Source organism: Nonomuraea sp. NPDC049625 (assembly GCF_040675285.1).
Taxonomy (GTDB): domain Bacteria; phylum Actinomycetota; class Actinomycetes; order Streptosporangiales; family Streptosporangiaceae; genus Nonomuraea; species Nonomuraea angiospora_A.
In genome coordinates, this window is record NZ_JBFAOQ010000006.1 from 483,106 (window position 1) to 501,735 (window position 18,630).

At 73.2% G+C, this 18,630-nt stretch carries 15 protein-coding genes; 10 read left to right on the plus strand and 5 right to left on the minus strand.

The genetic code is table 11. The annotated features are described in order from the left end of the window. Positions 1–18 precede the first annotated feature (18 nt). Both AB0J87_RS28215 and AB0J87_RS28220 read right to left on the minus strand, forming a co-directional pair. Positions 19–951, minus strand: a complete 933-nt coding sequence (locus AB0J87_RS28215) for a lytic transglycosylase domain-containing protein (protein ID WP_363969846.1) — start codon at positions 949–951, stop codon at positions 19–21. 65 nt (positions 952–1,016) lie between these two features. Beyond that, a complete protein-coding gene (locus tag AB0J87_RS28220) occupies positions 1,017–1,829 on the minus strand; it encodes a helix-turn-helix transcriptional regulator (RefSeq protein WP_363969848.1) in 813 nt (270 codons plus the stop codon). 92 nt (positions 1,830–1,921) lie between these two features. On the opposite strand from AB0J87_RS28220, the gene AB0J87_RS28225 reads away from it, so the two are divergent. Genes AB0J87_RS28225 through AB0J87_RS28235 form a run of 3 tightly spaced genes read left to right on the plus strand, consistent with a single transcriptional unit; the run spans position 1,922 to position 5,385 of the window. After that, positions 1,922–2,728 carry a phytanoyl-CoA dioxygenase family protein gene (locus tag AB0J87_RS28225; protein WP_363969850.1) on the plus strand — a complete coding sequence of 269 codons (807 nt, stop codon included), beginning with the start codon at positions 1,922–1,924 and terminating at the stop codon, positions 2,726–2,728. Beyond that, complete coding sequence (locus AB0J87_RS28230; protein ID WP_192785635.1) at positions 2,725–2,985, plus strand: hypothetical protein; 261 nt, start codon at positions 2,725–2,727, stop codon at positions 2,983–2,985. Before AB0J87_RS28225 ends, AB0J87_RS28230 begins: the two co-directional genes overlap by 4 nt. 57 nt (positions 2,986–3,042) lie before the next feature. Then, positions 3,043–5,385 carry a protein kinase gene (locus AB0J87_RS28235; RefSeq protein ID WP_363969853.1) on the plus strand — a complete coding sequence of 781 codons (2,343 nt, stop codon included), beginning with the start codon at positions 3,043–3,045 and terminating at the stop codon, positions 5,383–5,385. Positions 5,386–5,575: 190 nt separating this feature from the next. Here the strand turns inward: AB0J87_RS28235 and AB0J87_RS28240 are convergent, their stop codons facing one another. The 3 genes from AB0J87_RS28240 to AB0J87_RS28250 form a co-directional block, all read right to left on the minus strand. Further along, positions 5,576–8,881 carry a PQQ-dependent sugar dehydrogenase gene (locus tag AB0J87_RS28240; RefSeq protein WP_363969855.1) on the minus strand — a complete coding sequence of 1,102 codons (3,306 nt, stop codon included), beginning with the start codon at positions 8,879–8,881 and terminating at the stop codon, positions 5,576–5,578. 100 nt (positions 8,882–8,981) lie between these two features. Continuing rightward, positions 8,982–10,109, minus strand: a complete 1,128-nt coding sequence (locus tag AB0J87_RS28245; protein WP_363969857.1) for a sugar phosphate isomerase/epimerase family protein — start codon at positions 10,107–10,109, stop codon at positions 8,982–8,984. A 128-nt stretch (positions 10,110–10,237) separates the two neighbouring features. Beyond that, complete coding sequence (locus tag AB0J87_RS28250; protein WP_363969859.1) at positions 10,238–11,416, minus strand: ROK family transcriptional regulator; 1,179 nt, start codon at positions 11,414–11,416, stop codon at positions 10,238–10,240. A 667-nt stretch (positions 11,417–12,083) separates the two neighbouring features. Between AB0J87_RS28250 and AB0J87_RS28255 the strand changes: the two genes are divergently transcribed. The 7 genes from AB0J87_RS28255 to AB0J87_RS28285 are packed head-to-tail and all read left to right on the plus strand — an operon-like array spanning position 12,084 to position 18,621. Continuing rightward, positions 12,084–12,761 carry a hypothetical protein gene (locus AB0J87_RS28255; protein ID WP_363969861.1) on the plus strand — a complete coding sequence of 226 codons (678 nt, stop codon included), beginning with the start codon at positions 12,084–12,086 and terminating at the stop codon, positions 12,759–12,761. Between the two features lie 3 nt (positions 12,762–12,764). Beyond that, a complete protein-coding gene (locus AB0J87_RS28260; RefSeq protein WP_350735249.1) occupies positions 12,765–13,541 on the plus strand; it encodes a glycosyltransferase family 2 protein in 777 nt (258 codons plus the stop codon). Further along, on the plus strand, positions 13,538–14,662 hold the full coding sequence (locus tag AB0J87_RS28265) for a 2-phospho-L-lactate transferase CofD family protein (protein ID WP_363969863.1): 1,125 nt from the start codon (positions 13,538–13,540) through the stop codon (positions 14,660–14,662). The genes AB0J87_RS28260 and AB0J87_RS28265 overlap by 4 nt, the downstream gene beginning before the upstream one ends. Beyond that, a complete protein-coding gene (locus AB0J87_RS28270) occupies positions 14,659–15,420 on the plus strand; it encodes an HAD family hydrolase (RefSeq protein WP_363969865.1) in 762 nt (253 codons plus the stop codon). Before AB0J87_RS28265 ends, AB0J87_RS28270 begins: the two co-directional genes overlap by 4 nt. Further along, the gene (locus tag AB0J87_RS28275; protein ID WP_363969867.1) at positions 15,417–16,163 is read left to right on the plus strand and encodes an NTP transferase domain-containing protein; all 747 of its coding nucleotides are present in this window, start codon (positions 15,417–15,419) and stop codon (positions 16,161–16,163) included. The genes AB0J87_RS28270 and AB0J87_RS28275 overlap by 4 nt, the downstream gene beginning before the upstream one ends. Then, a complete protein-coding gene (locus tag AB0J87_RS28280) occupies positions 16,151–17,389 on the plus strand; it encodes a hypothetical protein (protein ID WP_363969869.1) in 1,239 nt (412 codons plus the stop codon). Before AB0J87_RS28275 ends, AB0J87_RS28280 begins: the two co-directional genes overlap by 13 nt. Continuing rightward, on the plus strand, positions 17,386–18,621 hold the full coding sequence (locus AB0J87_RS28285; RefSeq protein WP_363969871.1) for a glycosyltransferase family 4 protein: 1,236 nt from the start codon (positions 17,386–17,388) through the stop codon (positions 18,619–18,621). The genes AB0J87_RS28280 and AB0J87_RS28285 overlap by 4 nt, the downstream gene beginning before the upstream one ends. Positions 18,622–18,630 lie beyond the last annotated feature (9 nt).

Consider the following 18,630-nt stretch of genomic DNA (forward strand, 5'->3'; position numbering starts at 1 on the left):
CGGGGGTCGTAGCGGGGCCTACGGGCCGGTGAGGCGCCGCTCGCCGGCCGTGGTGATCACGAACACCTGCCAGTTGTAGTAGGCGTAGTAGTTCCTCGGGTCCCGCTTCATCTGGCGGGCGTGCAGGAGGATGGCGTTCACGTACGCCCGGGAATGGTTGTACGCGTACAGCGCCCGCCGGTAGTCGCGGGGCGCCCCCGAGGCGCGCAGGTAGTTGGCGGCGCCCATGACGGCGTCGCGCGGGTCCTGCACGTCGCCGCCCATGCCGTACGCCTTCCAGGTCCCGGGCATGAACTGCATGGGCCCCTGGGCGCCGACGTTGCTGTCCGACTTCACCCGGCCGAACTTCGTCTCCGCGAACATCACCGCCGCCAGCACCTCCCACTCCACCCCGAACTTGCGCTCGGCCTTCTTGAAGTGGCCGAGCAGCTCGGCGGCGGGCGGGGCGGGCTGGACCTTGAACGTGGCCGAGGGCTTGATCGGGTGGGCCAGGGAGAGCAGCTCGCGGATGGCGGCGGTGTTGTCCTTGGCCTGGGCGGCCAGCCCGGACGGCAGGCGCGCGAAGGCCCGGGCGGCCACCTCGGGGTGGCGGGCGGTGTAGCGGTAGGCGCGCTGCTGGTGAAGGGCCAGCAGCTCGACGTCCCGGGGCGGCTTGCCGGTCTTCGGCCAGGCGTCGATCGCGGCGTTGAGCGCGGCGCTGGTCCCCTTGAGCGCGGCGGCCAGCCGGGCGGGGTCGCCGGGGATCTTCTGGTCGGGCGCGGGCAGCGTCCCGCCCGCCGGTGGGGTGGACGCGGACGGGCTCGGCGCGGACGGGCTCGGCGCGGGTTGCCGGCCGGCCGCCGAGGCCGCCGGGGCCGGGTCGCCGCAGGCGGCCGTGCCGAGGAGGGCGGCGAGCGCCATCGCGGCCAGGGCACGGGCGGGGCGGCGGTGATGATCGTGGCGTTCCTCCATGGTCGGCCAACCTACCGGGTACGGCCCGCCCCCGGCGCCAGGCGGGCCCGGACACGCGCCCGGCCTCACCGCTGATCGGGTCCACTCGCCGCAGGTGGCGGCTTACCCGCGCCGTGCTCGGGGCCGCTCGCGCGCAGGGCCCGGGGTGAGGCGCCCAGCTCGCGTCTGCAGGCCTTGTTGAACGCCTGCAGGTCCGGGATGCCCACCGCCGCCGCGATCGCCGGGATCGCCAGGGTCGACTCGCGCAGCAGGTGCAGCGCGCGGGACAACCTCCTGCGGCGGATGTACGCGACCACCGTGTGCCCCGTCTGGGCCCGGAACAGCCGGGTGAGGTGGTTGTGCGACACCCCGGCGGCGCGGGCGACGCGGGGGACGGTCAGCGGCGCGGCCAGGTCCGCGTCGATGTACTCCATGGCGGCCGCCACGACGGCGTGCGCGCTGCCGGCGACGGGCAGGTTCGCGATCCGCCAGAGCACCGTCCACACCTCGGCCGACGCCCTGGCCCTGGTGTCGGGGACCGCCGCGATGGCCTGCCGCAGGGAGGCGGCGATGAGCGGCGCCTGGTCCCCCGCGTCCCGCATGACGGGCACGACCCGCCGCTCGTCGCCGCCGGGCAGCCTGAAGTGCGCGTACAGGTGCTCCGACCTGCCCCGATAGTGGTAGTGGACCTCGGCGCCCGGCGGGATCAGGCTGACGTGGCCGGGCTTGATCGCGTGCACGGTGCCGTCGAGCACCAGCTCGGCGGCGTACCCGTACAGGTGGAGCTGCCACAGGTCGGGCAGCCGGAACACGTCGTGGGCGCTGACCACGCCGTGCACCGCCGCCCCCGCGCCGGCCACCGCCGGCGGGCCGGAGAGCGTGATCGTCACCTGCCGCACAGGGATCTGTTCTACCGCAGCGGGGGAAAATGGACCAGTAGTTGATGATTACAACCCACGACATAGCGGGTGTCCGGTTCTAACTTCGAGGCATGCGAACCACTTTGCTGACCTCCGCGCAGGTCGCCGGATTCGTGGCCGCCGGCTATCTGCGGCTCGACGGGATCGTCCCGGACGAGCTCAACGACCAGGCGATCGACGTGCTGGAGGCGGGCATCCCGCGCCCGCCGTACGGCACTCCGGTCACCCAGGCCTACCCCGAGGGATCGTTCGCCCGCCGCCTGATCGAGCTGCCCGCCGTCGCCGGCGCGCTGCACTCGCTCGTCGGCCCCGACCCGACCGTCGACCACCACGCCGTGCACGTCCGCGAGCCGCACAACGGTCACGCCCAGCCGCTGCACGCCGACGCCATCATCGACACCCGCATGGACGCCTTCGACGTGCAGCTCATGTACTACCCGCGCGAGGTGACGGCCGACATGGGCGGCACCCTCGTGGTGCCGGGCAGTCACCTGCGCCGGATCAACGAGAGCGACACCGGCCGCTACCAGAACCTGCGCGGCCAGACCCGGCTCACCTGCCCCGCCGGGACCGTGATGCTGCTCCACCACGGCATCTGGCACGGCGGGCGGCGCAACGACAGCGACGTGCGCCGGTACATGTTCAAGATCCGCTTCAACCCGACCGTGCCGCAGGTGCGGCTCTGGGACACCTCCGACCTGGACGATCCCGCCGTCCTGGCCGAGCTGGGCCGGCGTTTCCCCTGGTACGAGCAGGCGACCGGGCGACTGGAGGTCCACAACCGGGTGCGGATGTGGCGGGCCCTGACCAACGATCCGTCGTTCGACGTCGAATACTGGACGACTCGCGTGAACAACCGCCCCGGGAGGGTCGCATGAAGCAGCAGGTGCTCGTTCTCTACCTGGCCACCTCCGCGCTCGACGCCGAGGTGGTGGGCTGGTCGCGCTACGACGGCACCGGGCGCACCGAACCGACCGCCGGTGACGGGGACGAGCCGCCGTACGAGACGGGGGTGGAGGCGTTGCGCGACGGGTGGCGGCTGTTCCAGGCGTCTCAGCTCATCCCGCCGTATCCCGGGCACGAATATGACACGTCGTTCATGAAGCACGAGTTCTTCTTCGAGAAGATGTCGTAAATCCGGACGTACGGCCTTATCGTGTGATCGCTCGATCTGGCCCGAGGAAGGAGCGGGATGCCGGACCTGCGCCCGCTCCGGCCGAGCGATCCCGAGCGGATCGGCTCGTACCGGCTCGTCGGCGTGCTCGGCTCCGGTGGACAGGGCGTGGTCTACCGGGGCGTCGGCGACGACGGGCGCGAGGTCGCCGTCAAGGTCCTGCACCTCCCCCGCGAGGAACACGAGGACGTCACCAAGAGCTTCCTGCGGGAGGTGGAGGCGGCGCGGCGGGTGGCCGCCTTCTGCACGGCCGCGGTGCTGGACGCCGGGATGGCGGACGAGCGGCCGTACATCGTGAGCGAGTACGTGCCAGGGGACACGCTCCAGACGCTGGTCCGGGCGTCGGGGCCGCGGTCGGGCGGGGCGCTGGACCGGCTGGCCATCTCCACGCTGACCGCCCTGGCGGCCATCCACCAGGCGGGGATCGTGCACCGGGACTTCAAGCCGGGCAACGTGCTGATGGGGCCGGACGGGCCGATCGTCATCGACTTCGGCATCGCCAAGGCCCTCGACGCGACGACCCGGACGTCGGTGCCGGTGGGGACGCCCGCGTACATGTCGCCGGAGCAGTTCAGGGGCGAGCGGGTGGGACCCGCGTCGGACGTGTTCAGCTGGGCGGGGACGATGGTGTTCGCGGCCACCGGGCACACGCCTTTCGCGGGGGAGACGCTGGCGGCGGTGGTGAACAGCGTCCTGAGCGGTACCCCGGACCTCACGGGGGTGCCGCCGCACCTGCTGGGGGCGATCGCGGCGTGCCTGTCCAAGGACCCGTCCACCCGCCCGGACCCGACGACCCTGCTCCAGCAACTCATCCGCCAGGCCGGCCCGCCGGCCCGCGTCCCCGGCCCCGCAACACCCCCCGCCGGCCCGCCCACCGGTCCGGCCCAGCCCGCGCCCGCCGGGGCGGGGCAGCCCGGTGTCGCCTGGGCGCCGCCCGCTGGAGCGGTCCCATCCGGTTCGGCCCCTTCGGGGGCGGCGCCTTCGCCCGGTGGGGCAGCGCACGCCGGGCCTCCGCCTCCTCCCCCGGGGGCGTGGCCTCCTTCCGGCGCTGGGCCCGTCTCCGGCTCCTCGGCCGTCCGGACGGAACCCCCTGCCGGGAGCGGCGTTCAGACGGGGCCCGATGCCCGGAGCGGCGTTCAGACGGGGCCCCGCGCCGGGGCCGGGCCGGTGGCGGACGCGGATACGGAGACCGGGCGGAGCCGGTCGGTCAGCCGGCGGGCCGTGTTCGGCGGAGCCGCGGCGGCGGCCGCCCTCGCGGTGTCCGCCTTCACTGTCCTGCGCCCGAGGAACGACCCCCTCGACCCGGACGACCGGCGTACGGAGCAGCCGCTCACCGGAAGCCCGTCCCCCACCCCGACACCGACACCGACGCCGACGCCGTCCGCCGAGCCCTTCGGGACGCAGGTCGCGGTGTCCGCGCCCCTGCCCAAAGCGGACGGCGCGATCACGGCACTCGCCGCCGCGGGGAGCACCGTCGTGTGCGGGACCGCCAAGGGGGCGGTGTTCACGTGGGGCCTGGACCGGGCGGCCACCTGGCTCGGCGACGGCGGGGCCACGACGACGGAGGTGGCCGCCGGCGAGGTCGGTGGCACGCCGGTGATCGCCTCCGGGCACACCGACGGGCGGATGCGGCTGTGGAGCCCGACCGGCGAGAGCCTCGCCTCGCACAAGGTGAGCGACCCCGTCATCGCGGTCACCGTCACGGGCGCGGGCAAGGCGGTGGCGGTGTCGCAGAAGTACGACTCCATGAAGGACCTCCGCAGCGTCGTGAGGCTGTGGGACATCTCCACCGGCAAGCAGATCGGCCCCACGATCACCGACCACTTCCAGGGCATCAGAGGGCTGGCGTTCGGCCGGCTGGGCAAGGACGACGTGCTCGTCACGGGCGACGGCGGGGAGCGGGTCCGGGTGTGGCGGCTGTCGAGCGGGCGGATGACGCACTCGTTCAGCACCGGGGAGATCGGCGGGATCGAGCGGCTGGCCTGCGGCGAGATCAAGGGCAAGCCCGTCCTCGTCTCGACCCACCTGGACGCGACCCTGCGCGTGTACGACCTGGCCACGGGCAAGCGCAGGAAGAAGTGGGAGTTCAGCGACCAGAGCCCGGACGACCGGGGCACCGTGGCTCTGGTCACCGGACGGTGGGGGGACGTGCCCATAGCCGTCGTCGCCCACGGTCCGTGGAACGACGAGTACGTCACCCGGGTCTGGAACCTGGACGACGGCGACACCATAGGAGCGCTCGACCTGGATCCCGGCGGAACGATCCCCACGCTGGCACTGGCCGAACGGGGCGGCCACCCGGTGGTCGCCGACACGGGCGGAGAGCGTACCGTCCGGGCCTGGAGCCTCGGCCCCGCCTGACCGCCGCCTCACCCCGCCCCCGCCGGAAACCCGGAAACCCGGAAACCGGCGCGCGGGACACCGTCGTACACCCTCCCGCCGCACCGGCGCCCGAACGTCCGGCGGGCCCGCCCGCCGTACCGGTCTTCCGGCCTCCGGCGGGTGCGGAGGCCGGAACACCGGCGGGGCCGGGCACTGCCCGTGCGAAGCGTTACGGGTTGGTGAGGCGGTTGATGAGGGCCTGGGCGTCGCGGGTCAGGATCGTGCGAGACGTGGAGTCGGGGACGTTGGCGTTCTTGCCCGCGGCCTTGATGAAGCGCTTCAGCGCCTCGATCGCCTGCCCCGGCCTGCCGCGCTTCTCGTGCCACTCGGCCGCGTCGAGCTGCTCCAGCAGCTCCCGAGCGCCTGCGGCGGTCACCGTGCGCGCCTTCTTGAAGTGCGCGATCAGCGCGCGCACGTCACCGTACGAGGTCGTCGTCGAGAACGTGACGGTCGACGTCACCGTCCGCCCCGACCGGTCCGTCGCCGTGGCGACGAGGGAGTGGTCGCCGAGGGGCAGGGTCCAGAGGCGTACGGGCGCGCCCGAGGGAACCGCGGTTCCGTCGAGCTTGGCCGTGGCGCCCTCCACCCCCGAGACCGCGTCCGTCGCCGTCAGGACCGGGGTGACGGTGCCCGAGTCGCCGTACGGCTTGGCCTCCACGCCGGTGACCGTCAGCGCCGGGTCCGATTTGTCGATCTTCACGGTGACCGTGCCGACCTGGGAGACGTTGCCGCCGTTGTCGGTCGCGCGGTAGCGGACCTCCTTGGCGCCCTCCGCGCTGAGCGTCACCGGGTTGGCGGCGTTCGCCCAGGTGGTGCCGCCGTCGAGCGAGTACTGGCGGGAGGCCACCGTGCCGTTGTCGGTCGCGGTGACGGTGAGCGTGACGTTGCGGGTGTACCAGCCGTTCGCGCCGTCGGGCGAGGCAGGGTTGAGCGTGGCCGTGACGGTGGGCGGGCTGGTGTCCGCGACGCCCCCGCCCTGGAAGGTGAACGCGTCCACGTCCACGCCGCCGGTCGAGGTGACGTACAGCCGGCCGGTTCCCGCGGGCGGGTCGGCGAGCGCGGTGGTGATCGTCTGCCAGCTGTCACCCGGCGGGATCGTCACCGTCGCGAACGGCGCGGCGGTGGGCGACTTCCAGCGTAGGGAGAGCGTCCCCGCGCCCGAGGCCTTGGTCTGGACCCCGGTGATTCCGGTGAAGTTGACCGGGTCGTAGGCGAGCCAGTCCCCCGCGTCGAACGAGGTGATCTTGAACTTGCCCGACGCCCCGTCGTCGGCGGTCCTGGTCACGCCGCTGCTCTGGTCGGCGTGCTCGGCCTGCGCGAGCTTCGGGTTGAGGGTGAGCGCGGCCTCGCCGAGCGCGCCGGGGATGCCGTTGGCGCCGTTGTCGCGGTAGCTCGCGACGACCACGCCGTAGATGTTCTCCGTCTCGCCGTGCTCGGGCGCGTTCGCGGGCGTCGGCCAGGCGCCGGTGCAGCCGGTGCCGGTGGTCTCGGGGTGGGCGTGCACGTCGTGCCCGAGGCCGAACGTCCACTGCATGCGCGTGCACACCGGGCTGTCGCCGTCCTCGGCGTCATGCACGGCGATCTTGTACGGCACCGCGTTCCCCCAGTCGAAGAACCCGCCGTCCGGCGGCGTCTGGACGCTGACCTCGGGCGCGGTGTTGCCGACGGTGATCTCGGCCGAGGTGAGGCCCGCCCGGCCGCCGGAGTCGGTGACGCGCAGCCGCGCCACGTACTGCCCCAGCTCGGTGTAGGTGTGCGTGGCCGTCGCCCCGGTGGCGTCGAACGTGCCGTTCCCGTCGAAGTCCCACTCGTACGTCAGCGTCCCCGGCTCGGTGTCCCTGGACGACGACGCGTCGAAGGCGACCGTGAGCGGCGCCTGGCCGCTGGACGTCCTGTCCATGGTCATCCTGGCCTGGGGCGTCTTGTTGTCCGGGGTGTAGTCGATCCGGTAGAGCCCGGCATCGGGGTTCGCGCGGAAGAACCCGTCGCCGTACTCCAGCACGTACAGGGACCCGTCCGGTCCGAACTCGATGTCCATCGGGCTGTCGGTGATGGGCTGCGCGGCGTCCCGCAGCTCGGCGTTGGGCAGGAAGTGCTCCAGCTTGGTGACCGGCCCGTCCGGGTACGTCACGGTGAACGCCGCCAGGTAGTCCTGCGAGAACTCGGCGAAGAACGCCTTGCCGTCCCAGTACGCGGGCAGCTTGCCGGGCGCCGGGTTGTCCGGGTCGTAGTGGTAGATCGGCCCGCCCATCGGCCCCTGGCCGCCCTGCGGGTCGAAGTCCACGAGCCCGGCCCACTCGGCCGGCTGGTGGGTGTTGTTGTCGCCGTAGTAGAGGTCGGCGGGGACGGCCGGCGGGAGCCGGTCGATGCCGGTGTTCCAGCGCGAGGTGTTCAGCGGCCCGGCCGCGCAGTCGAACCACGGCCCCGGCCGGGCGGTCTCGAAGTCCCAGTCGTTGTAGTTGAAGTTGTCGCCCGTGCAGTACGGCCAGCCGCTGTTCATGGGCTTGGTGAACGGGGTGATGTTCCACTCGACGTAGCCGAGCGGGCCCCGGTTCGGGTCGGGGGTGCCGGCGTCGGGGCCGTAGTCGGCCCACGACAGGGTGCCCGTCTCCCCGTCCACGTCCATCCGGAACGGGTTGCGCACCCCGGTCACGAAGATCTCCGGCCGCGTCTTGGCCGTACCCGGCGGGAACAGGTTGCCCTGGGGGATCGTGTACGTGCCGTCGTCCGCGACCTTGATCCGCAGGATCTTGCCGCGCAGGTCGTCGCTGCTGCCCGCGCCGCGCCGTGAGTCGAAGCCCGGGTTCATGCCGGGCGCGTCGTTGTTGGGCGCGTACCCGTTGGCGCCCGGCGCGCCCGCCGGGGTGTTGTCGCCGGTGGCGAGGTAGAGGTTGCCGTCGGCGTCCCAGTCCACGTCGCCGGCCACGTGGCAGCACTGCCCGCGCTGCGTCTCGACCTTGATGATGACCTGCTCGGTGGACAGGTCGAGCGCGTTGCCGGTCCACTTGAAGCGGGAGAGCTGGTTGTAGCCCTTCCACTGGTTCCAGTACGTCTCGTCGGCCCCGGCGGGCAGCGAGTTGGGCGCCGAACCGGTCGGCGTCGTCTCCGGGTACGGCGCCGACATGGTCTTGGGCGCGTAGTAGAGGTAGACCCAGTGGTTCTCGTCGAAGCGGGGGTCGAGGGAGACCGTCTGCAGGCCGTCCTCGGAGTTGTTGTAGACGGGGACGGTGTTGACGATCTTCGTGACGCCGCTGGCCGGGTCGGTCAGCCTGATGTCGCCGTTGCGCGCGGTGTGCAGGACCCGCCGGTCGGGCAGGACGGCCAGGTCGATCGGCTCGCCCACGTTCTTGGTCAGCGTGATCTTCTCGTAGCTCGACCACTCGGTGGCCGGTTCGTGTGCCTGGGCGGGGCCGGGTAAGACGAGTGCGGTGGCGGCGAGGAAGAAGCCGCCGAGCACCGCGAGGGTACGCTGCATGGTGATGCCGCTCCTAGGACGAGGAGTGTCATGATCCGGGCCGCCACGCCTGCCGCTGCAACGGCAGGGATCGCGTGGCGGTCCGGCGTCGTGGTGGGGGTCAGCCGCGCAGGGCGGCCATGTTGCGGTAGCTGAGCTCGGCGTACTGCAGCGACTGGCCCGGGTCCGTGCCGGGCGCGTTGTCCTGCTCGTACATCGGGTTGTGCAGGCCCCTGGAGCGGAGCCGGCCGAAGAAGCGGGCGTAGTCGATGTCCCCGGCCCCGAACGGCACCATGTCGTAGCCGTTGGCGGTGCCCGGGTTGGCGGTGCCGTCCTTGGCGTGGAACAGCGGGAACCGCTTCTCCTGCGCCAGCACGGTGGCGAGCGGGTCGAAGACGTCGGTCTGCGCCGAGCCGTCGGGCGCCGTGTACGTACGGTGCTTGAACTGGGCCACGTGCGCCCAGAAGATGTCCATCTCGAAGTAGACCCGCCTGGGGTCGCTGATCCCGAAGAAGTACTCCAGCTTGCGGATGCCCGAGGAACGGGTGGGCCGGCCCTGGTCGTCGAGCGGGCCGCTGTCGAGCAGGAACGCGTACGCCGCGTCGTGGTTGTGCGTGTAGAGCTTGACCCCGGCCCGGCAGGCGAGCTCGCCGAGCGCGTTCCACTTCTCCGCCGCCACGTCCCAGTCGGCCTTGTACGCGCTGCCCGTCGGGTCGGAGCCGGTGCCAACATGGTCCAGGCCGAGGATGTTCGCGATCTCCAGCACCTGCTTGAACCGGTCGAGGTCGGCGGTGCTCAGCGGCCACGAGGCCGGGATGAAGCCGTGGTTGCCCTCGGCCCGCAGCCCGTTGTCGTCGAGCCAGCTCCGCAGCAGGCGGGCGCCCTCGACGGTCTCCAGGTTCGCGCCGCCCTCGGCGTTGGCGTGCTGCCGGTACCCGGCGAACTCGACCTGCTGGTAGCCGATGCGCGCGAGTGCCTCGAACACGCGGCGGAAGCCGGACGGCAGGGTCGTGGACGCCGGGTCGCGGCCGATCGCGTCGCGGACGGTGTAGAGGATGATGCCGCGCTTGCCCGGCGGGATCAGCGGCCGGTTCCACCCGCTCTGGGCCTGCACGGGGTCGGCGGCGGCGGGCTGGGCGAGGGGGACGGCGGCCGCGGCGGCGATGCCGGCGGTGGCCGCGAGGAGGCGGCGGCGGCTCAGGCCGAACGTGCGGCGGAGCGCCTCTTCCTGCTCATGGAGCTGGCTCACGCGTGTTTCCCTTTCTCGAGGGACGCGTGCGCCGACCACGTCACGGCGTAACTGTGCCCGGCTCCACGAACATGCCACCGCGCGGGGAGCCTGCGACGATCAATTGTTACTACGCCGCGCAGAGGCGGTCAATGGTGCCCGAAAGCCTGATCGATGGCGTCCGGCGCGAGCACGTGGTCGACGACCATGACGGCGGCTCCGACGACGCCCGCCCGGTCGCCGAGCCGGCTCGACCTGATGCCGAGGTGCTGGGTGGCCAGCGGGAGCGACCGGCTGTAGATCGTCTCCCTGACCCCCGCCAGCACCTGCTCGCCCGCCTCGGCGACGTCCCCGCCGATGACGATGAGCGAGGGGTTGAAGAAGTTCACGATCGAGGCCATCACGGCGCCGACCTCGCGGCCGGCCTGCCTGACGAGCCGCGTGGCGCGCAGGTCGCCCGCGCGCATCAGCGCCACCACGTCCCGGCTGCCGTGCGCGTCGACCCCGGCGGCTCGCAGCTGCGCGGCCATGGACGCGCCGCCCGCGACCGCCTCCAGGCAGCCGGTGTTCCCGCACCTGCAGGGCGCCTCGGACGCCGGGACCCGGATGTGGCCGACGTCCCCCGCGGCTCCCTGCGCGCCCCGGTGCAGCCGGCCGCCGGAGATGATGCCGCAGCCGATCCCGGTGCCGATCTTGATGAAGATCAGGTGGTCGATCTCGGGTCCGGCGGCCCAGTGCTCGCCGAGCGCCATGATGTTCACGTCGTTGTCGGCCAGCACCGGTGCGCCGAGCCGCGACCCGAGCCATCCGGGCACGTCGAAGCCGTCCCAGCCGGGCATGATCGGCGGGTTCACCGGCCGTCCCGACGCGTGCTCCACCGGCCCGGGCAGCCCGACGCCGACCCCGCACACCCGGTCGAGGTCATACCCGGCGTCGGCCAGCAGCTCGCGGAAGGCGGTGGCGACCCACTCCAGGGTGGGCTCGGGCCCCCGGTCGACGGGCAGGTCTGCGGCCCGTTCGGCGAGGACGGTCATGCCGAGGTCGAGCACGGCCAGGCGGGCGCGGGTGGCGCCCAGGTCGGCCGCGAGCACCACCCGCGCGCCCTCGTTGAACGCGAACACGGCCGCCGGGCGGCCCCCGGAGGAGATCGAGTCGTCGGCGGCCACCACCCAGCTCCCGGCGATCAGCACGTCGAGCCGCTGCGACACGGTGGACCTGGACAGGCCGGTGAGCTGGGCCAGCTCGCCGCGGGTGCGCGCCCGCCCGTCCCGGAGGATCGCCAGCAGCGCCCCCGCTCCGGCGCTCTGGCCGTTGGATCCCGTTGTCATGGGTACTACCTTACTTCGATGATCGGCCGACTTATGTTGACAGAAACGAAAAGCCCGATCTATCGTCGCGAAATATGTCGGACATATGTGGGCAACAGTCCACATATCGTGAGATCGTCCGGCAATTCCCGAGCTCCGGCCCGGGATCAACGCTCTACGCCTTGGAGGATTCGGTCCGGCCCTCGCCCGCCGTCGCGCCGAGACGCGGGCCCCGCAGGGATGCCACCCGGCCGGATCCTCCACAGGGCCTGGTTCCGGCGATCCGGAAACCAGTGTTTCGGGCCCAGAATGCGGACTAGGCGCGGGAGCGCTCCCAAGCCTATCAGACCCCGCTTGAACTGCACACATGCCCATAAATTCTGAGATTTGCCCAATTGAGGGGCGGCTAACGGCCGGCGCAATCACGTCGAGAGCGAGGGCTTGACATCCCAGGCAGGCCCGCTCGTGCCGATTCGCGAGTAAAACGTTCCAGATTTCCAGATACCTTGAAGCAAGAGGGTTGAGCTGGCCTTTTGCCCCTTCACTACGGTTAGTCAATAGGCCAGACAATTCCGGCGGGTCCGATATTTGGTATTGAGGCCATCATTGCGGGCGCAGGTGCCATACTGCGTTTGGGAGCGCTCCCGCGAGCGCGTTCCCCCATGGCCCCCCTCCACGAGGACCGGCAGTGAACCATCCCGACCCCCTTCTCGACGCCCGGCGCCCATGGGCCGCGCACATCTGGTGGATCGCCCTGGCCATCGGGGCGGCCGGCTTCGCCTTCGTCTGGCTGGCCACCCCGCACGCCCGGGAGATCGGCGCCGCCTGGCAGCTCGTGGCCAAGCTGCTCGCCTTCGCCTTCCTGTGCTGCGCGATCGCGTTCTTCCCGTGGGTGTCGCCACGCCTGCACTGGCTGCTGTACGCCCCGTTCGTCTTCCTGACCGGCTACCTGATCCCGCGGATCAGCTGGTTCTACTACGGCGACGGCGCGCGGGCGTACGGCAACGGCTTCTACACCCATCTCTACCTGCTGTTCTACCCGGGGATCGTGCTCACCGCCGCCGCCGCGTACCGGATCGGCGGCGGCTCCCCCGGCCGCTGCCTGAAGATCATGGCCACGGGGGTGCTGATCGTGTTCTCGGGATTCCTGGACGTGATGTGGCAGGTGGTCAACCCGGTGCCGATCCCCGAGCGCATCGACGCCCCGCACATCAACCTGTTCACCGGCGGGCCGATCACGTTCGGCGCGGCGATCTGGTTCACGCTGGCGCACGTCCCGCTGATCGTGGGCCTCAACCTGCTTCCCCTTGACCGCTGGATCGCGCGCCTGACGGGAGCCGGCGCGGATGCCACCCGGAGGAGGTGACCCTTGCCGAACGCGCCTGCCGCGGCGCCGCTCATCGACATCTCGGTGGCGGCGCCCGCGTACAACGAGGCGGACAACATCGCGGCCGCGGTGACGGAATGGCGGGACTACCTGGAGCGTAACCCGGCGATCGGCGCCTGGGAGATCGTCGTGTGCGACGACGGCAGCGCCGACGCGACCGGGCGGATCCTGGAGGGCCTGCGGGCGGAGTGCCCGCGGCTCGTCGTCGTCACGTTCGAGCGCAACCGGGGCGCGGGTGCCGCCATCGCGGCCGCGATCGCGCGTACCCGGATGGACTGGGTCGTGCTGCTCGACTCCGACGGCCAGTTCCCGATCGCGAACCTGGACCGCTTCATCGAGCGCATCCGCGCCGGGGCGGGGCTCGCGTTCTCGGGCGCCCGGATCAGGAAGGCCGACAGCCTGCCGTACCGATGGGGGTCGGCGGCCAGCGGCGCGGTCAGCAACCTGCTGCACCGCACCCGCTACCGCGACTTCAACTCGATCTTCAAGGTGGTGCACGGGCCGCTGTTCCGCGCGCTGCCGCTGGAGTCGGCCGGGATGAACTGCTCGACCGAGATCACGGCCCGCGTCGCCGAGCTGGGCCACGCGTGGGTGGAGCTGCCGATCGAGCACCGCGAGCGGGGCGGCGGCAGCCGGGGCTGGCGGTTCTGGCGGGGGGCGCGCGACCGGGCCCTGTTCGTCGGCTACCTCGGGCTGCGCCACTGGCTGCTGCGGCGCGGCGTGCTGCGGGTCCCCGCGGGCCACGAGGAGGTCCGGTGAGGGTCGCCATGTTCAGCGGCGGGCGCGGCGCGGCGGGGATCGCCCGAGCCCTCCTGCGGGTGCCGGGGCTGGAGCTGTCCCTGCTGATCAACGGGTACGACAACGGGCTGTCCACCGGCGCGCTGCGCCGCTACCTGCCGGGCATGCTCGGCCCCTCGGACTTCCGCAAGAACCTCCTGCTCCACCTGGACCCCGGCGACCCCCGGCGCGAGCTGCTCGAACGCCGCCTGCCGGCCGGGACCACGGCCGCGGACCTGGCGCGGCTGGCCGACGGGCCGCTGGACTACCGGATCGCGCGGGAGCTGCGGGTGTTCGCCGGGCGGCTGCGCGCCGAGCCGGACGGGCTCGACCTGGCCGGCTGCGCGCTGGGCAACCTGGTGCTCGCGGGGGCCTACCTGCGCCTGGGCGAGGACTTCAACGCGGCGGTACGCGCGTGCGCGCACACGTTCGGGTCGCCGGCGCGGCTGCTCAACGTGACGGGCGGCGAGAACGCGTTCCTGGTCGCGCTCAAGGAGGACGGGCGGGTGCTGGCCGACGAGGCCGACATCGTCGCGCCGCAGGACGCGGTGGCCATCACCGGGCTGTTCCTGCTGCGCGAGCCGCCCGGCCCGGACGAGCTCTCCGGGTCGCCGGAGCTGCTCGCGCGGCGCGCCGCCACGGTCACGCCCAGCCCCGAGGCGCTGGCGGCCGTCCGGGACAGCGACCTCATCGTGTACGGCCCGGGCACGCCGCACTCGTCGCTGCTGCCCAGCTACCTGACGCCGGGGCTGGCCGGGGCGGTCGCGGAGAGCCGGGCCGCGGCCAGGGTGTTCGTCGTCAACCTCGGGGGCGACCACGACATCCAGGGGCTGACCGCCACCGACCTGGTGGACCGCACGCTGGCGTACCTGGGCGACCCGGGCAACGAGCGGCGCACGATCACGCACGTGCTCAGCCGCCGGGGCGGGTCCGGGGGTCCCGCCGTGCCGCTCGGGGTCGTGGAGCGCGGCTGCTGGGCGGGGGCCCGCTGGATCGGCGCGGACGTCGAGGACGCCGGGCGTCCCGGCACGCACGACGGCCCGCGCACGGCCGAGGCGCTGCGGGCCGTGCTCGGCGAGATCCCGCTGGCACGGGCCGGATGAGCGGCCCCACGGGCGCCGCACCCGGCGCCGTCCAGAAGGCCCCCTCGCCCGGCGCCGCCCGGGGAAGCGCCGTCGGCGCCGGTGCGCCGGTCGCGGGGCCGGTCGCGGGGCCGGTCGCGGGGCTGGTGGCCGGGCGGCGGGTGTGGTTGTGCGATCTCGACGGGACGCTCGTGGACTCCTTCCCCGCGCACGAGGCCGCGTTCCGGCAGGCCGTCGCCGAGCTCGTACCGGCCGCCCTCCCGTCCTTCCGGTACGCCGATCACGCGGGCGCGAGCACCGCCGAGGTCGCCGCGCTCCTCACCGGGGACCGGGACGTGGCGGCCCGGCTGGCGCGGCGCAAGCAGGGGCTCTACCGGGAGTTCGTCGCGGCGGGCCGGGTCCGGCCGTTCCCGGGGGCGCGCCGGCTGCTCGACCGGCTGGCGGCGCGGGGACGGGTGGCGTACCTGGTCACCGCCGGCAGCCGGGGGTCGGTGGAGCGGGTGCTGGCGGGCTCGTCGCTGGGGGCGTGCTTCCGCGACGTGCTGACCGCCGACGACGTGCCGGTGAGCAAGCCGGACCCGGAGTTCTACGGCCTGGCCTGCCGCCGGTGGGGCGTCGATCCGGCCGAGGCCGTGGTGCTGGAGGACTCCGCCCACGGGGTGGCCTCCGCCGTCGGCGCCGGCCTGGTGACGCTGCACGTCCACACCACCGAGCCCGCCCCCGGCGCGGTCGCGGTGCGCGGGCTGGAGGACATCGTGTCCCTGCTGGAGGACAAGTGACTGTTTGCGCGGTGATCCCGGCGGCGGGGCGGGGGACGCGGCTGGGCCAGGGGGTTCCGAAGATCATGATCGAGGTGGCCGAGGGTGTCACCGTGTGGCACCTGCTGCTGCGGCGGCTGTGGCCGTGGACGCGGCACGTGCACGTCGTCGTCTCCCCCGACGGCGAGGGCCCGTTCCGGGAGCTCGCCGCCGGGGAGATCGCCGAGGGCGCGGTGTCGGTGAGCGTGCAGGAGCGGCCGACCGGCATGGGGGACGCGATCTTCGGCTCCGCCGCGCACTGGGCGGCGTACGAGACGATCCTGGTGGTCTGGGGCGACCAGGCCAACCTCTCCCCCGCGACCGTGCGCGACGTCCTGGCCGCCCACCCGGGCGAGGGGCTGACGCTGCCGCTGGTGCCGATGGCCGATCCGTACGTGGAGTACGAGCTGGACGGGGACGGGCTCGTACGCGTGCGGCAGTCCCGCGAGGGCGACGTGTGCCGTCCCGGCGGGCTCAGCGACGTCGGCGTGTTCTGCCTGGCCACCGGCGGGCTGCGGCAGGCGTGGGAGCGGTACGCGGCCGGGGCGGCGGCGGGCGCGGCCACCGGCGAGGTGAACTTCCTGCCGTTCCTGACGCACCTGTCGGGGGCCGAAGGGCGGCCGGTGACGGTCGTGCCGGTGGCGGACGCGGCCGAGGCGCGCGGGATCAACACTCCGGAGGACCTGGAGTTCGCGCGGCGGGCGTACCAGCGGTGCGGCTCCTGAAGTCCCGCACGGCGCGCCTGCGCCCGGTGGCGGGGCCGACGCTGGTGAGCACGGTGGCCAGCGGCACGGCGGCGGCGACCACGCTGGTCATCGCGCGGGGCGCGGGGGCGAGCGCGTTCGGCCAGTTCACGGTGGTGCTGTCGATCGCGCTGATCGTCACCGTCGGGATGCTGACGAGCCTGCACTACGTGATGCTGCAGGAGCTGCCCAGGGCCGAGCCGGGGCGGCGGGCCGAGCTGGTGGCGACGGCGCTGCCGGCCACGCTGGCGGTCAGCGCCGGGCTGGCCGCGCTGGGCCTGCTGGCGGCGCCGCTGCTCACGGCCGCGCTGAACGTGGACACGCGCACGCTCGCCTTCGGGCTGGCGCTGGCGGCGTCCATGACGGTGAACCAGCTCACCGAGAGCTTCCTGCGCGGGCTGAAGCGCTTCGCCTTCGTGGCGGGGCTCAAGCTGGCCATCGCGGTCGTGTACCTGGGCGCCGCTTCCTCCTGCCTGCTGGTGCTGGGGATCAGGGAGGCCGAGCCGTACCTGGTCGCGCTGATCGCCACGAACGTGGCGTTCGCCGTGGCGGCGCTGGCGGCGGTGCGGGTGCGGCCGGGGCTCTGGTCGGCGCGGCTGGCCCGGTCGCTGTACCGGCACGGCATGTACGTGACCGTCATCGCCGCGCTCACCGGCGTGCTCTTCGGCGTCGACGTGATCTTCCTGAACCACTGGGCGGGCCCGGCCGAGGTCGGCGTGTACTCGGTCTACAACGGCTTCCCCAAGCGGCTGCTGGGCGTGGTGTTCACCGACGGGGTCGGGCTGGTGCTGCTGCCGGTGATGGCCACCATGGACAAAGCGCTGCTGATGCGGCGGATCGCCCGGCTGGTCCCGGCGGTCGCCGGGGTCACGGCGGTGTTCTCGTTCGCCGCGAGCACGGTGTTCTTCCGGGTGATGGGCGGCGAGTACCCGTACTCGCCGGGCCTGATGGCGCTGTCGGCGCTGGGCATCGGCGCGCACACGGCGTTCAACCTGTACTCGGTCGCCCTGTCCATGGACGGGGTGCGCGGGGCCAGGGTGCTCATCGGCTGCCTGGCCGCGGGGACGCCGCCCGCCCTGGCCGTGCTGGCGGCCTGCATCCACCGGCAGGGGCTGGCGGGCGGGCTCGCCGGCTTCGCGCTGGCCAACCTCGTCCTGCTGGCCGTCGTGGCCGTGGCGGCCGCCCGCGTCTACCGGAGCCCCCCATGAGAATCGCCTGCGTCGTCAACCAGTTCCCGCCGAACGTCACCGCCGGGCTGGGCAGGTACGCTGAGCTGATCACCCCGTACCTGGCCCGCGGCCACGAGCTGACCGTGTACACGCCGAACGACGGCCGCCTGCCGGTGGACGAGATCGTGGACGGCGTCCGCGTGCACCGGCCGCGCGGCTCCCTGCTCGGGGGAAGGCGGCTCAACCGCACCAGGCGCTCGGAGTTCCTGCTGCTCGCGCTGAACGTCGTGGTCAGCAACTGGCGCTACTTCCTGCGGCTGCGCCGCCGCCGGGAGCGGCCCGACCTGGTCGCCGTGCACGACTCGACGAACTTCCTGTCGGGCCTGCTCTGCCACTACGTGCTGCGGCTGCCGGTGGTCTTCCACGTGCACACCACGGAGTACGGCGTCGCGCCGCAGCGCAGCATCTCCGACCCGCTGAAGGTGTTCGCGGCGCTGGAGCGGTGGCTGGCCCGGGTCGCCCGGCGGGTGGTGGTGGCCACGCCGGAGGTGCGCGACCAGCTCGTGGCCGCCGGCTGGGCCCGGACGCCCATCGACGTGGTGCCGCTGGGCGGGACGTACGAGGCGGTGCTCCCGTCGCTGGACCGCGACGCGCTGCGGGCCGGGGCGGCGGACCTGCGCGGGCGGCTGGGGCTGGCGGAAGGGGACCCGGTGCTGCTGTTCGTGGGCAGGATCGAGCGGCAGAAGGGCGTCTACCAGTTGCTGGAGGCGATGCGGGCGGCCGCCGGGGCGGTGCCGGGGCTGCGGCTGGTGATCCTCGGCGAGGGGGACGTCGAGGGCGTCGAGCGGATCGTCGCCGCGACGGGGCTGCGGGGGCGGGTGCTGGTCCCGGGGCGGTTCGTCGGGGGGCGGGAGCTGCTGGAGTACTACGAGCTGGCCGCGGCGTGCGTGTTCCCGTCGCTGTTCGAGCCGTTCGGGCTGGTGGCGACCGAGGCGATGGCGATGGGCCGGGCGACGATCCTGGGGGACGGCTTCTCCCGGGTCTTCCTCGGCCCGGACCCGGACCGGCCCGCGGCGTACGTCGTGCGGGCGGGCGAGCCCGCCGACATCGCGCGGGGCGTGATCGAGGTGATGTCCGACGCGGCGCTGCGCCGGGGGCTGGCCGAGCGGGGCGAGCGGTTCGTCAGGGAGAGCCTCAGCTGGTCGCGCGCCGCCGCCGGGACCGCCGAGGTCTACCGGACGGCGGTGAAGGCCGGGCGGCAGCTCCGCTGACCACGTGCG